Annotated in this window: 11 protein-coding genes; 2 read left to right on the forward strand and 9 right to left on the reverse strand. The window is 62.6% G+C overall.

Annotation, left to right across the window (positions count from 1 at the left end; all coding sequences use genetic code 11):
* Nucleotides 1-6 precede the first annotated feature (6 nt).
* The 9 genes from ACU680_RS07220 to ACU680_RS07260 form a co-directional block, all read right to left on the reverse strand.
* Complete coding sequence (locus ACU680_RS07220; RefSeq protein WP_448179080.1) at nt 7-1,704, reverse strand: putative porin; 1,698 nt, start codon at nt 1,702-1,704, stop codon at nt 7-9.
* Between the two features lie 39 nt (nt 1,705-1,743).
* A complete protein-coding gene (locus ACU680_RS07225; protein WP_027613761.1) occupies nt 1,744-2,448 on the reverse strand; it encodes an energy transducer TonB family protein in 705 nt (234 codons plus the stop codon).
* A gap of 3 nt (nt 2,449-2,451) precedes the next feature.
* Nucleotides 2,452-2,877 (reverse strand): ExbD/TolR family protein, encoded by a 426-nt coding sequence (locus ACU680_RS07230; protein ID WP_003224462.1) that lies wholly within the window; start codon nt 2,875-2,877, stop codon nt 2,452-2,454.
* Between the two features lie 11 nt (nt 2,878-2,888).
* Entirely contained in the window at nt 2,889-4,688 is a 1,800-nt protein-coding gene (locus tag ACU680_RS07235; protein WP_448179081.1) for a DUF2341 domain-containing protein, read from the reverse strand.
* Between the two features lie 12 nt (nt 4,689-4,700).
* Complete coding sequence (locus tag ACU680_RS07240; protein ID WP_448179082.1) at nt 4,701-6,299, reverse strand: ShlB/FhaC/HecB family hemolysin secretion/activation protein; 1,599 nt, start codon at nt 6,297-6,299, stop codon at nt 4,701-4,703.
* Nucleotides 6,300-6,356: 57 nt separating this feature from the next.
* Complete coding sequence (locus ACU680_RS07245; protein ID WP_448179083.1) at nt 6,357-6,968, reverse strand: transposase; 612 nt, start codon at nt 6,966-6,968, stop codon at nt 6,357-6,359.
* 229 nt (nt 6,969-7,197) lie between these two features.
* Nucleotides 7,198-8,406: a DSD1 family PLP-dependent enzyme gene (locus tag ACU680_RS07250; protein ID WP_448179137.1), complete on the reverse strand. Its 1,209-nt coding sequence runs from the start codon at nt 8,404-8,406 to the stop codon at nt 7,198-7,200.
* A gap of 74 nt (nt 8,407-8,480) precedes the next feature.
* The gene (locus ACU680_RS07255) at nt 8,481-9,809 is read right to left on the reverse strand and encodes a D-arabinono-1,4-lactone oxidase (protein ID WP_448179138.1); all 1,329 of its coding nucleotides are present in this window, start codon (nt 9,807-9,809) and stop codon (nt 8,481-8,483) included.
* 76 nt (nt 9,810-9,885) lie between these two features.
* A complete protein-coding gene (locus ACU680_RS07260) occupies nt 9,886-10,239 on the reverse strand; it encodes a c-type cytochrome (RefSeq protein ID WP_367084674.1) in 354 nt (117 codons plus the stop codon).
* A 381-nt stretch (nt 10,240-10,620) separates the two neighbouring features.
* Here ACU680_RS07260 and ACU680_RS07265 point away from each other — a divergent pair, with 381 nt between their 5' ends.
* Nucleotides 10,621-12,246 (forward strand): NADP-dependent glyceraldehyde-3-phosphate dehydrogenase, encoded by a 1,626-nt coding sequence (locus ACU680_RS07265; protein ID WP_448179084.1) that lies wholly within the window; start codon nt 10,621-10,623, stop codon nt 12,244-12,246.
* A 46-nt stretch (nt 12,247-12,292) separates the two neighbouring features.
* Complete coding sequence (locus ACU680_RS07270; RefSeq protein ID WP_367086245.1) at nt 12,293-13,333, forward strand: FUSC family protein; 1,041 nt, start codon at nt 12,293-12,295, stop codon at nt 13,331-13,333.
* Nucleotides 13,334-13,390 lie beyond the last annotated feature (57 nt).

A 13,390-nucleotide genomic window follows, 5' to 3' on the forward strand; every position in this document is an offset into this window, starting at 1 on the left:
GGCGCCTTAGAAGCGCGTGTTGATCTCAAGCTGCAAGACGTCGATGTCGAACGGCGCGCCGTACACCGCCTCGGTGCTCAGCCAGCGGCCGGTGGCGTAGACGTTCTTCGCCAGACCGTAATTGCCGCCGAGGAAATAGCCCTTGGCGTTGGTGCCGCCGAGGTGAAACGAGGAATCGTTGAAGCCGTCAGGCAAGGCGTCCGGCTGGATGTACTTGTAGCCGGCGAACATATTCCAGTCGCCCTGCTTCTTCAGGTCCAGCGCGTTGCCGAGGGTGAACTGCACCATCCACGCATTGGCGCCGCTTTCGATCTCGCCGTTGCTGTTGAGGTTGTTGACGATCTGCCCCTCGGAGCGCTTGCGCATGTCGCCTTCGTCGTAACCGAGGTTGTGGATGTAGTTGCCCTGGCTGCGCAGCTTGAAGTCCTCTGGCAGATCGGCGTCCCACACCAGGTTCAGGTCGAGCAGGTTGAACTCCGACGCCAGGCCGACGAACTGTGGCTGCGGTGTGGTGGTCGGGTTGGCCGGATTCGGCGTGATGTCGCGCAGCAGGAATACGCTGTTGCCCTTCTGCATGAACGCCGCACGGCTGCCATCGGTGTCGCAGCCCGGGGCGCCGGCCCACGGTTCGCAAGGGCTGGAGCGTTGGCCTTGAATGTCGTCGAAGCGGTAGTAGGCCAGCGCACCTTTGAGGCGGTTGTTGCTGTTGATCGCCCACTTGGCGCCGAGCTGCGCGCCGTAGAGCCACTTGTTGTCGCTTTCTTCCTTGTCGAAACCGTTGCTGGTGCTGGTGTCGTTGGTGTAATCCACCGGGAACGCGCCGACGGTGCCGAACACACCCCAGTCGCGGTTGAGCTTGTGGTCGAAAATCGCCGCCACGCCATCGAAATTCAGGTCGTTGGAATAGAGCATGTCGGTGGACATGAACGGGTTGGCGAAACGCCCGCCGGTCAGGGTCAGCTCATCGGTCGGCTTCCAGTTCAGGTAGCCCTGATCGAGCCAGATATCTTTCTTGGCGAAGCCGCCGCCGAGGTTCTGCGTGGTCGACACCGGGTTGTTGTCCGAGCCGGTGCCGATGCGGATGCCGGCGGTCCATTCCGGCGAGATCACCGCTTTCATGCCCAGCCGTGCGCGCAGGCGGAACTGGTTGGTGCGGTCTTCACGGGTGTTGAGCAACGGCGGCAGACTGGTGCTGCTGTTGGGGTTCACGTCGTACGGACCGTTGTTGTTGAGTTTGGCGAAGTCGACGATTTCGTTGCTGTTGCTGCCCGAGTAGTAGCGCGACTCGTCACGCAGACGAATGTCGCCGTCGAAGCTGATACGCGAAGCCCAGTCCGGGAAGGTATTGGGCGCCGCCCAGTTTTCCTGCTTGGCGGTGGCCATGACTTCGGCCTTGACCTGATCGCGGATCTGGTCGCGCACCGCGGCCGGTACGTACTGCACGCGCACATCGCCCGGTGCTGCGACCGGACCTGCCGCCACCGCAGTAGAAGCCGCTGCCTGCTTGGCCTGGGCGGCTTCGTTCTGCGCCTGGGCGATCAGCGCGTCAGCCTTGTCCTGTTTCAGAATGCCCTGCTCGACCAGCAAGCGGATCAGATTGATCGTGGCGTTCTCCGAAGGCGCAGGCGCTGCCGCGGCCTGACCGACCAGGGTCGCGATGACCATGCCGACCGCCAGGGACAATCGATTCACGTTGGAAATCATCTGCACACAACTCCTTTTCATACAGCTTTATGAATTCGGTTAACCCGGACGCCGCCCTTGCAGGGACAGGCGCACAGGCAAAGTGATGGAGGCCGGTGGCCGTTCGCTCAGATGGGGCGCGTTACGCAATGCGGCCAGCACCTGGGTATCGATCTCGGGCTTGCCGCTGGACTTGACCAGCTCGACCCGGGTGATTTCGCCGACGCTGCTCAGCCACACATCGGCCTGCAGCGAGAATGCGAGGTTGCGCAGATCGGGGTTCTCGCGCAGCAAGCGCTGAAAAGTGAACGCGAGGAACTGGCTGTAAGTGCCGGTGCCCAGGCGTCCGCCACCCGCACCGGCCATGCCGCCACCCTTGCCGGCGCCGATGTTGAAAGCGTCGTTGCCACTCTGCGCGTCACCGTCCATTTGCATCGGGTTGGCCAGATCGTCCGCCGGCGATGGCGGCGCCTCTTCCTCGGGCTTGACCTCTTGCGGCTCGGGCGTGGGCTCGGGCTCGACGACTTTTTCTTCCACCGGGGTTTCCGGCTCCGGTGGTTTTTCCGGAGGTGGCGGCGGCGGTGGCGGCAACGGAATGATCGTCGGCACCTTCGGCGCTTCACGGCGCACGCCGCTCATGTCATTGGCCCACTGCCACAGGAACCACGCGGCGAGCGCGCCGAGCAGCAGCCCGGCGCCCCACTTTACAAAGCGCATCGGCGACCTTTTCACCGGCAGCGGCTCGATCGGAAGTTGTGCGGTCATCACTCAGCCCTGCGTCGGTTTGCCGGTCACCAGACCGACCTGAGACAGTTCGAGCCGGCGCAACAGATCCAGCACTTCAATAACCTTCTGGTACTGCACCGTGGCGTCGCCGCGCACGATCACCGGGAAGTCCGGGCTCTGCGCCTTCTCGATACGCAGGCGCTCTTCCAGCTCCGCAAGGGTCACCGGGTAGGCGTCGAGGAACACCTGACCGCCGTCGTTGACCGAAATCGCCTTGGTCTTGGCCTCCGACAGCGACACCGAGGCGCTGGCCTTGGGCAGGTTGATCTGGATCCCCGAGACCTGCGCGGTGGCGGTGAGGATGAACATCACCAGCACCACCATCAGCACGTCGACCAATGGGGTGATGTTGATGCTGTCCACCGCTGCATCTTCGTCATCGTCGTGGGAGGCATTTACAGACGCCATGTCGGTGCTCCTCAGGCCGGTACGGAGTGGTTGGCGTGATGGCCGCGCGGGTGCGACGCCTCACTGGACTGGCTCTCGCCGTGCAACTCCGCCAGACGCGTAATGAACTCGTCGACGAACACACGCATGTCGGCGCTGACTTCCTTGTTGCGGGTGATCAGGCGGTTGTAGCCAAACAGCGCCGGGATCGCGACGAACAGGCCCATGGCGGTGGCGAGCAATGCCGCCGCCATGCCGGGCGCAATGGCGTTGATGTTGACGTCGCCGGCCATCGCGGTGCCGAGAAACACCACCATGATCCCCAGCACGGTGCCGAGCAGGCCGATGTAAGGGCCGCCGGCGATAGCGTTGGACAGGGTCGAGAGTTTTGAACTGAGCGCCTGGTTCTCGCGGGTGCGCACGCCGTCCATCGAACAACGGATGGCTTCGATGGTCGCGGCAGACACCGAGGAGGTATCGGCGCCCTGCTCGCGGCGGGTGCGGATTTCCTTGACCGCAACCGCGTACAGGCGCCACAGCGGCGAGTGCTGCAGACGCTGGGCCAGTTGCGCGTCGTCGGCGAACATCTCCAGGCGCGTACCGACCTTGGCGAACTGCTCGCGGAAATCCTCGTTGGCCTTGCTCACACGGCTGAGGGTGCGGTTCTTGCGCAGCATGATGATCCACGACTGGAACATCATCAGCACCAGCACGGCGATGATCACCCAGGCGTCCACCGGTACGGCGTTGAGCAGGAAACCGAGGCTGCCGAAACCGAAGCCGGACTGCTCTTCGTCGACGCCGTAGGCCAGCAGTTTCGACTCCGCGCCTTGCGAGGTGGCGTCGGCCAGCAGCAACGGCGCGGGACGCGCGACTTTCGACAGGCGCAGTTCGTCGATGGCCCCCACGAAAGGCTGGAAAGGGCCCGCGGCCAAATCGCCGCCAATCGCCATCACCGAATTGAACGCCGGCATCGCTTGAGCGAGGGTCGCACTCTCACGACCGTTGATGTACAGGCTGACTTTCGAACCTTCAGCGGTCAGCGCGAGGTGCTGCCATTGGCCTGGATTCAGCGGCTGAGTAGCGACCGCACGCTGGCCGTCGATCTCCACGAACGGCACGCCTTGATTGACCCCGACCAGCAGGCTGTTGGCGCCTTCGCGGCGGGCCAGAATCAACTGCTCGCCACTGGCCTGATCCAGCCGCAGCCACGCACTGAAGGTGAACGCGCTGCCCGCGTTGTGCTGCAACGACGGACTGGCCGGCAGCAGCAACGGCTGACCGCTGAACTGCAAGGCGCGCCCCACTACGCCGTCAATCGCCGCGCCGGTGGCGCTTTGTGCGGTGTTGCCGTAGGCGGTGGTGTCTTTGGCCGGGGTGCCGGTGGCGCCGTCGAAGTGATAGAGCGCGGTGTAATTCGGGTCGAAGGTCAACTGGCCGTTGCCGGTGGCCGGCGCCTTCTGATTGCCGTAGTACATCCAGATGTCCTGACGCTGCCCGCCCTCGACATTCGGCACGTCGACCCAGATCAGCGCCATGCCCATCAGCGCATCGAAGCTTTCGATCTGGTGGTTGAGCACGGTCTTGTCATCGGCGGCGACGAAGCGCAGGTCCGAACCGTCTTCCTTGACGCCGTCGAAGGTGAAGTTGCCGGTGTGCAAGCGCACCAGCAGCGCGGTGCGACCGAGGGCCTGATTGATCCCGGCGCCCTGCGGCGTGGTGTCGACGGCGATCTGTTTGCGGTAATGCCAGTCGTCCTGCCACCAGGCCTGCGCCGTGGCCGGGAGCACGAAGCCCAGGCAGATCAACAACGAAAGAATGAGGCGCTGCATGAACGTGCTCCTTTAGAAAGTGGCTTGAAGGTTGAAGTGCAGGCGCGATTCCTGCTTCGAGGTGTTCGGCCCTTCGAGTAGCGGATAACCCCAGTCGAGGCTGCCGGACAGCCATTTGCTGAGGCTGGCGCGGGTGCCGAGGCCGACGCTGGCCAGGGCGTAACTGGCGTCCTGATCCGGCAACTCGTCGCGCAGATACAGTTGCGCGCCTTCGGCAAAGGCGTAGAAGCGCCATTCCTGCATCCAGCTGCCGGCGTATTTCGCCAGCGACGGCGTGCGCAGTTCCTGACTGAGCAGCACGCCGTCATCGCCGGTGCGTTCCGCCGCCAGATAGCCGCGTACGGAAGTAGCGCCGCCGGCGGAAAACTGTTCGTTGGAGACCAGTGGCCCCGACGCCAATTGGAACGCGCCTTTGCTCGCGCTCTGCCAGTCGTTGTCGAAGGTCCAGGTGAAGTTGCTGTCGCCCTTGACCACGGCGAAACTCGGGTTGGCGCGGTAGCGTTTGTAGTCGAAGTCTTCGTCGGAACTGCCGTAACCGAAAATGCTGCGAGTGGCTGCGACCAGGCTCAGGCCGAGGCCGAGCTGGCTCTTTTCGGTGTAACGGAAGCCGTTGTAGGCGAAGGTGAACGGCGCGTATTTCAGCGGCACCTTGTCGCTCTCGCCGGACAGGGTCAGGCGTTCGTCGAAGTCCTTGAAGTCGATGCCGGCCGACAGCGAGTTCGACCAGTTGCCACTGGACGGCAGCGTGTAGATCGCCGACACCCCATAGGAGTGACCCTTGCCCAGCACATTGCTGCCGCCGATGGTGGCGACGTTGCTGTCGGACTGATAACCGGAGAACTGCACGCTCCAGCGCTCGGTCAGCGGTGCGGTGTAGGAAGCCGACCAGACCTTGGCGTTGTCGGTGTCCTGCGGCGCGGTGAAGTACGTCAGGTTGATGCTGTGGCCGAGCTGCCAGAGGTTGTTGTAGCCGAGGCTGGTCACGGCGCGCAGCTTCTCGGTGTCGGCGCTGTAGTCGTTGTTGAGGCCGACGCTGGCGCTCCACGGGTTCTGGTCTTCAACCTGCAAATCGACGTCCATGGTGCCGGGACGCTGACCTTCGCGCACCAGCGGCATGACCTGACGGCCCGGGGTTTTATTGAGCTGCGCCAGTTCGCCCTGAACCTTGGCGAAGTCCGGCACCTCACCTTCTTTCAGCGCCGGGACGTTGTCGCGGATGTCCAGCGGCGAATAGTGTTTGGCGCCGACCACGCGCACCCGGCCGACCTTGGTTTCGCTGACTTGCAGGTAGACGATGCCATCCGCCACCGCTTGCTCCGGCAACTCGACGAACACCGATTGGTAGCCGCGCTCCTGATAGGCCTTCTGCAACGCATCGCGGGCGCCTTCGATGTCCGTCATGGCTTTTTGCGGGCCGAGAAACGGGTACACCGCCTCTTCAATCGCCCGTGCGTCGAGTACGGTGTTGCCGCGCACGAAGTATTCGTTGACGTCCACCAGACGTTGCGGCGCAGCAGCTTCGGCAGCCTCTTCGGCGAATGCCGGTTGCGCGCCGGCCGTCACCAGCAGCCAGCCCCACAGCGCCAGCCGTGACGTGAAAATCTGATCCACACTACCCCCTGAATTCGCGATGACCTGTTGGCGCTGTTGCGCGCCTTGTGTGTTGCGTCAGTTGCTGACTGTCGAGGCACCGCTGTGCTTGCCGAGCCAGGTGTGCAGCAGCGCGAAGTTCAACGAGAACTCGGGCATTTGCAGCAAGGCACCGCAGAACACTTCGCCGATGATTTTCTGGATGAGCAGCACCGCACGCGGGTTGTTGAGCAGCGTGGCGATGTCGCGACTGAAGACGTTGAAGCTCCAGACTTTCTGGTTCAGGCCCAGGCCGACGAACCAGCGGAACAGCAGGTTGTAACTGAGCTGTTCATACAGTTGCTGCTCGCTGGGCACCGAATACAGCAGTTGCAGGAGCAGGATGTGCATGACGGTTTGCGCGGGGATGAGCATGCCCGGTTCGGCGTTGAGCTCGTGCAGGAGGCCTTGGTGGGCGTCGAGCAAATCGTCGATCTGCGGGCGCAGCAACACCAGCGAATGGCCGGGCGGAATGTAGCTGGAGACCTCTTTCAAGGCGCCCTGCCAGTCATCCTGCGACACGATCCAGACCCACGGCGCGCCGTAGCGATACACCGAAACCGGCTTCTTGCGCGCGGCCTCGACGATCTTCGACAGGCGCTGATCGAGTTCCTGCATGCCCACTTTCGAGTAGCGTTCCATAGTCCCCATTGCCTCACTCCCGGCGTCCCGCCTCGGCTTGTGAAAAGCGCCCCGTTGGGCCCCTCAAGCGCGTTACATAGGCATGACCGGACTGGCTATGTGCTACCGAACTTTTGTCATGAAAGCTTCATGCTGAAATTGGTGGGAGAGCAAAATCAAAAGATCGCAGCCTTCGGCAGCTCCTACACCGGGATTGAGTACTCCCTGTAGGAGCTGCCGAAGGCTGCGATCTTTTGCTTCAGGAATAAACCGGCCAGGTATCGACGATTTTGCCGCCACGCACTGCCAGCAGATCACCGAATTGCAGGAGCACGGCTTCGGTCTGGGTGGGTCGCAGGAACACTTGATCTTCGACGGTCAGGCTCACGGCATTCGAACCGTTGACCATCTCCTGATTCGAGCTGCGGCCATACACGCCATTACTCTGCAAACCGGCGGGCGACTCGAACTCGGCCATCCAGTTGCCGCCGTAAATGAAAAAGGTTTGGCGCTGGTTGGCGTCCCACCACGAGAACAACTTCGACTTGTCGTCCAGCGCCGGGATGTTCACCGCACCGGTGCTCTTCAGCACTGGCGTGGCGATGTAGGTCGCCGGCACATGTTCGACCAGCGACGGCAAGTCGTAATGCGTCGGTTTGAGCATCGCCGTGCCCACCGACACCTCGGTGCTGAGCGTCTCGTTTTCGTGGATGCGGTAACTCGGGCTGCCGGCGGTGTTCAGGCACAGGTTTTCGTTCCACAACACCGGAAACTGCTGGCGGGTGAAATCGACGCAGCGCTGATAAATCAGCATGACCTTGGCGAACAGCTCCTCGGGCGATCCGAGAATCCCCGGCACGCCCATGCCCACGAACGGGTCGTAGCCCATGAACCCGGCGAACTGCAGATGCTGTGGATTGGCACTGATCAGCGTGAGCATCTGCCCCAGCACCTGCACATCACTGACCCCGCCGCGATGCAGGCCGACATCCAGTTCGATGTTGATGCGCATCCGCGTGCCCAGCCCCTGCGCCAACGCCAGGTATTGCTGCAGACGTTCGGGGTTATCGATCAGCCATTGCAACTGCCTGGAAGGGTCGAACGGGCCTTTGTGAGTTTGATAGAACAGCTCGGCCGAACGCACCGGCAACGGCTTGCCGAGCAAGATGTCGGACCGGGGAAACGTGAGCGCATCGTGATTGAGAAACGGCTGATGAAACGACATGAGTTTTTGCGTCCCGGACCGTTGCGCGATGTAGCTCAGCAAGCCCGGCGACGGCAGGGATTTTTCCACCAGACGCAATTGCTTGCCGCCACGTTTGACCGACTGCATCACCACGTCGATGTTGTGATCGAGGCGATCCAGATCGATCAGCAGCACCGGGCGCATCGGGCCTTTGTCCTTCAGTTCTTTATTCAGCGTGCGGAAATACTCGCTGTACGGCGCACCGCGATCACCCGGCCGCAGCCAGGCGCCCACGCCCACCAATAAAGCGCCGACACCCAGCGTGCCGAGGAGAAAATTGCGTCGATTGACCGCCATCAGCTCACCCCCAGAATCGACGCCAGATGCGCGTTGAGAAAACGTCCGCTCGGATCCAGCGCCTGACGTACGTCGACAAATTCGCGCCAACGCGGATACAGCGGCTGCAGATTCTTCGCGTTAAGCGTGTGCAACTTGCCCCAGTGCGGGCGGCCGTTGTACTTCCAGAAAATCGGCTCGACCGCGGCGAAAAAGTTGTGATGATCCATCTGGTAATGCTGGTGCACCGAGATCGAACAGCTGTCGCGGCCCTCGAACATGCTCAGCGGAATGTCGTCGGCCTTGACGTAGCGGTACTCGATGGGAAACCAGGTGCGCAGGTCCTTGTCCTGAATCAGTTTGAGGATTTCCCGCAGACACGCCGGGCCGTGTTCGGCGGGCACCGAGTATTCCATTTCGTTGAAGCGCACGGTGCGCACGTTGGCGTAGATGTCGAACGAGTCGCCGACCCGATCATCGAAACTCGCCAGATGCCGCAGGCTGTTGAGCAGCGTGCGGCGCAGCTCGGGGAAGTCGCTGCCGTACTTGTCGATCTTCTCGATCAGGGTCACGAACTCGTTACCGCCCTCCTCTTCGGGCGGAATCGGCGGCGTGGCCGGGTCGCTGGTTTCGTTGAGGGCGATGGACAAGGCGTAATCGGAATGGGTGACCACGAGCATTTCCCAGTGCTGGTTTTCGCTGGTGTTCTTGTCGAGGTCTTCGAGCAGCTCTTCGGTCTTGGCGATCCACTGGCGTTCGCGCAGACGATAGGCCGGGCGGTTCTGCAGACGGATTTTCGTCGCCACGCCCAATGCGCCGAGGGACACCCGCGCGGCGTTGAACACTTCGGGGTGACGCTGGCTGTCGCAGTCCAGCACCTCGCCGCTGGCCGTCACCAGTTGCAGGCCGCAGACATGCGCCGAATAGGACTGAAAGGTTTTGCCGGTGCCATGGGTCGAGGTGGAAATCGCCCCGGCGAGGGTCTGGTAGTCGATATCGGCCATGTTCTGCAGGGCCTGGCCGATGTCCTTGAGCGGCACGCCCATGCGTGACATCGGCGTGCCGGCGCCGAATTCCGCCTGCAGGGTTTTCGGATCGTGGTCGAGCAAACCGGTGAAGTAGCTGAGCGACAGCAGCGTGCCGTCGGTGGGCACCAGGGCGCTGAACGAATGTGCCGAACCGACCGGGCGGATCTTGCCCTGGGCCTGACGAATCGCAGCGCTCAGTTCATCAAGATTCTTCGGCGCCAGTCGCGCCGCCGGCAGGCAACTCTGCCCGCCCGACCAGTTGCGCCAGGGAATCAGCCGCGGTGCACGCATCAACTGCCCCAGCGCGGGGTTGGCCGTCATTGCGGTGAAAGCGCCGACGATGCTTGCCCGTTGCAACAACTGACGCCGTGTCAGATCCATGCTCATGCGCGCGCCCTTATTGTGGGAGGGGCTGGTCGGCCATGAAGCCGATCAGCTGCAGGAATTGTTCTTCGCTGCACTCGACGCACTGGCCCATCGGCGGCATGCCGTTGTAGCCGTTGATGGCATGGTCGAGCAGCGTGTCGGTGCCCTGGCGGATGCGCGGTTCCCAGGCTTGGCGGTCACCGGTGAGCGGTGCGTTCGCCGCCGGGTTGGCGTGGCACAGCTGGCAGCTGTTGGAATAGATCTGCGCCAGTGCCGGGTCGGTGGGTGTGGCGTTGCGAGTAGCTGCCGGTGGTTTGGTTTTCTCACCACAACCGAACAGCGTCATCAACAGCGCCAGCAGTAAAGTGAATGGGATTGCCCGCATAAGGATCCTCGCCTGGGTACCGCTTATTGTTGTGAGCACACCTTAAGGCAGGCACGGCAGCGGGTTGAGGGCATTGCGGGACAACGAGGGGGCCAAACGGGGCCAGCCAGGATTGAGCTGGGGCTCGGACAGCACCACAAAACCTGTGGGAGCTGGCTTGCCAGCGATAGCGGAGTGTCAGCCAATGAAAGCCGCGGGAGTGCCGGCCTAATCGCTGGCAAGCCAGCTCCCACAGGGTAAACGGCGTAGCTGATCCCCCTCTGTTCCGCATCTCTGCGTGACATTCGCGTGACATTCGCGGGTTTAAATGTCGGCGTATTCAGGCGTATAACCTGTAAAGACTTTTTGATCTGTATACGGACATCAACACGGGGTAGCGACATGACCACAGCAAACATCCTTGGCAATCTGTTCCCTTCTGTCAGCGACATCCCGGAAAAATACCGCCTCGACGCTCAGGTCGAGCAACGCGAATACCTCGTCGATGGCCAACTGCGGCGCTGGGACGGCCCGCTCGCCACCGTGCGCAGCCCGGTGTACCTGCACGGCGAAAACGGCGATGAACAAGTGATTCTCGGCAGCACCCCGCTGCTCGACGCCGACACCGCCCTCACCGCCCTCGACGCCGCCGTGCGTGCCTACGATCGCGGTCAGGGTCTGTGGCCGACCCTGCGCGTGGCCGAACGGATCCAGCACGTCGAAGCGTTCCTCGGTCGCATGCGCCAGCAGCGCGAAGCCGTGGTCAAGCTGCTGATGTGGGAGATCGGCAAGAACCTCAAGGACTCGGAAAAAGAGTTCGACCGCACCTGCGACTACATCGTCGACACCATCAATGCACTGAAAGAACTCGACCGCCGTTCCAGCCGTTTCGAACTGGAACAGGACACCCTCGGCCAGATCCGCCGCGTACCGCTCGGCGTGGCACTGTGCATGGGGCCTTACAACTATCCGCTGAACGAAACCTTCACCACGCTGATTCCGGCACTGATCATGGGCAACACCGTGGTATTCAAACCGGCCAAGCTCGGCGTGCTGCTGATTCGCCCGCTGCTCGAAGCGTTCCGCGACAGTTTCCCGAGCGGCGTGATCAACGTGATCTACGGCAGCGGCCGCGAAACCGTCAGCGCGCTGATGGCCAGCGGCAAGATCGACATCTTCGCCTTCATCGGCACCAACAAGGCCGCCAGCGACCTGAAAAAACTGCACCCGAAACCACACCGCTTGCGCGCCGCGCTGGGCCTGGATGCGAAGAACCCCGGGATCGTGCTGCCGGAAGTCGATCTGGACAATGCCGTCAGTGAAGCCGTCACCGGTTCGCTGTCGTTCAACGGCCAGCGCTGCACCGCGCTGAAGATCCTCTTTGTGCACGAAGACGTGGTCGACACCTTCATCGAAAAATTCAACGCCAAACTCGCCACACTGAAACCGGGCATGCCGTGGGACAGTGGCGTGGCGCTGACGCCGTTGCCGGAGTCGGGCAAGGTCGATTACCTGCACGGTCTGGTGGCCGATGCGCAGAGCAAGGGCGCACAAGTGGTCAACCCGAACGGCGGCGAGAGTCGCGAGTCGTTCTTCTACCCAGCCGTGCTGTACCCGGTGACGCCGCAGATGCGCGTGTACAACGAAGAACAGTTCGGCCCGGTGGTGCCGATCGTGCCGTACCGTCACCTCGATACCGTGATCGACTACGTGCTGGAATCGGACTTCGGCCAGCAACTGAGCCTGTTCGGCACCAACCCGGTGGCGATCGGTCGACTGGTCGATACCTTCGCCAATCAGGTCGGGCGGATCAACCTCAACGCCCAGTGTCAGCGCGGCCCGGACACCTACCCGTTCAACGGGCGCAAGAACTCCGCCGAAGGCACGCTGTCGGTACACGATGCCCTGCGGGTGTTTTCGATCCGCACACTGGTGGCGACCAAGTTCCAGGACAGCAACAAGGACCTGATCAGCGAAATCATTCGCGGCCGCGATTCGAGCTTCCTCACCACCGATTACATCTTCTGACGAGGACTTTGCACTGAGCACCTTCAGCACCCAACGACTGCCACCGCTGCTGCGGCGAATCCTGCGTCCGTTGCTGGACCCGTACCGCCGCTACCAGCACGCCCGACTGATTCACGCGGTGCGGGTAGCGCTGGGGCTGCTGGCGACCATCCTGCTGACCACCGGCATCAACCTGCCCCATGGCGAGTGGGCCTCGGTGACCATGCTGGTGGTGATCGGCGGCCTGCAACACCACGGCAACATCGGCAAGAAAGCCGCCGAACGCGCCACCGGCACCCTGATCGGTGCCGGCGTCGGTCTGCTGCTGGTGGCGCAGCAGGCGTGGCTGGGCCTGCCGTGGCTGACCTACTTTGCCATGGCGGTGGTCTGCGGCTTCTTTTCCTATCACGCGATCGGCAAGGGTGGGTACACCGCCCTGCTCTCGGCGATTACCGTGTTCATCGTTGCCGGACATGGTGACAACCCGATCACCGACGGCTTGTGGCGCGGGGTCGACATCCTGATCGGCATCGCCCTGGCCTTGGCGTTTTCCTTCGCCCTGCCGCTGTACGCGGTGTATTCGTGGCGCTACAACCTGGCCGATGCCTTGCGCGACTGCGCCACGTTGTACGGGCGGATCATTGGCGGCCAACCGGTCAGCGCCGATGAACACCTGAAGCTGATGGGCCGGGTGACCACGGTGATGGTGCAGCTGCGCTCGCTGATGCCTTCGGTGTCCAAGGAAGTGAAAATCTCCATGACCGAACTGGACGCGATTCAACGCAACCTGCGCATGTGCGTCAGTACCCTGGAAATCCTCGGCAACACCCGCCCGGATGCCAACGACCCCGAAGCCATGGCGCACCTGCAATCGGCGCTACGGGCCGAACACCGGGTGATCCGCGTGCAGCTGATCGGCATGGCCCGGGCCTTGAAATCCGGCGCCACGCAACGTTTGCAGCGCCCGCTGGAGTTGCCGGACGCCAGTCTCGACACACCGGTCTACAACACGCTGGACGGTTACCGGTTGCTGACCCGGCAACTGGCGGCCAACATCGGCGAGCTGCGCCAACGCCTGGCAATCACCGCGCCACGCTGGAACATCTGAAACGGAAAAATCCATGTAACAAAGCTGACATCATCACTACAATGCGCCGCACAACGG

The organism is Pseudomonas sp. LF020, assembly GCF_053456425.1.

Bases quoted from the DNA above. Each gene is read 5' to 3' on its own strand.
- ACU680_RS07230 (WP_003224462.1), bottom strand. From the start codon at position 2,877: ATGGCGTCTGTAAATGCCTCCCACGACGATGACGAAGATGCAGCGGTG.
- ACU680_RS07225 (WP_027613761.1), bottom strand. From the start codon at position 2,448: ATGACCGCACAACTTCCGATCGAGCCGCTGCCGGTGAAAAGGTCGCCG.
- ACU680_RS07235 (WP_448179081.1), bottom strand. From the start codon at position 4,688: ATGCAGCGCCTCATTCTTTCGTTGTTGATCTGCCTGGGCTTCGTGCTC.
- ACU680_RS07255 (WP_448179138.1), bottom strand. From the start codon at position 9,809: ATGACGGCCAACCCCGCGCTGGGGCAGTTGATGCGTGCACCGCGGCTG.
- ACU680_RS07260 (WP_367084674.1), bottom strand. From the start codon at position 10,239: ATGCGGGCAATCCCATTCACTTTACTGCTGGCGCTGTTGATGACGCTG.
- ACU680_RS07265 (WP_448179084.1), top strand. From the start codon at position 10,621: ATGACCACAGCAAACATCCTTGGCAATCTGTTCCCTTCTGTCAGCGAC.
- ACU680_RS07245 (WP_448179083.1), bottom strand. From the start codon at position 6,968: ATGGGGACTATGGAACGCTACTCGAAAGTGGGCATGCAGGAACTCGAT.
- ACU680_RS07220 (WP_448179080.1), bottom strand. From the start codon at position 1,704: ATGATTTCCAACGTGAATCGATTGTCCCTGGCGGTCGGCATGGTCATC.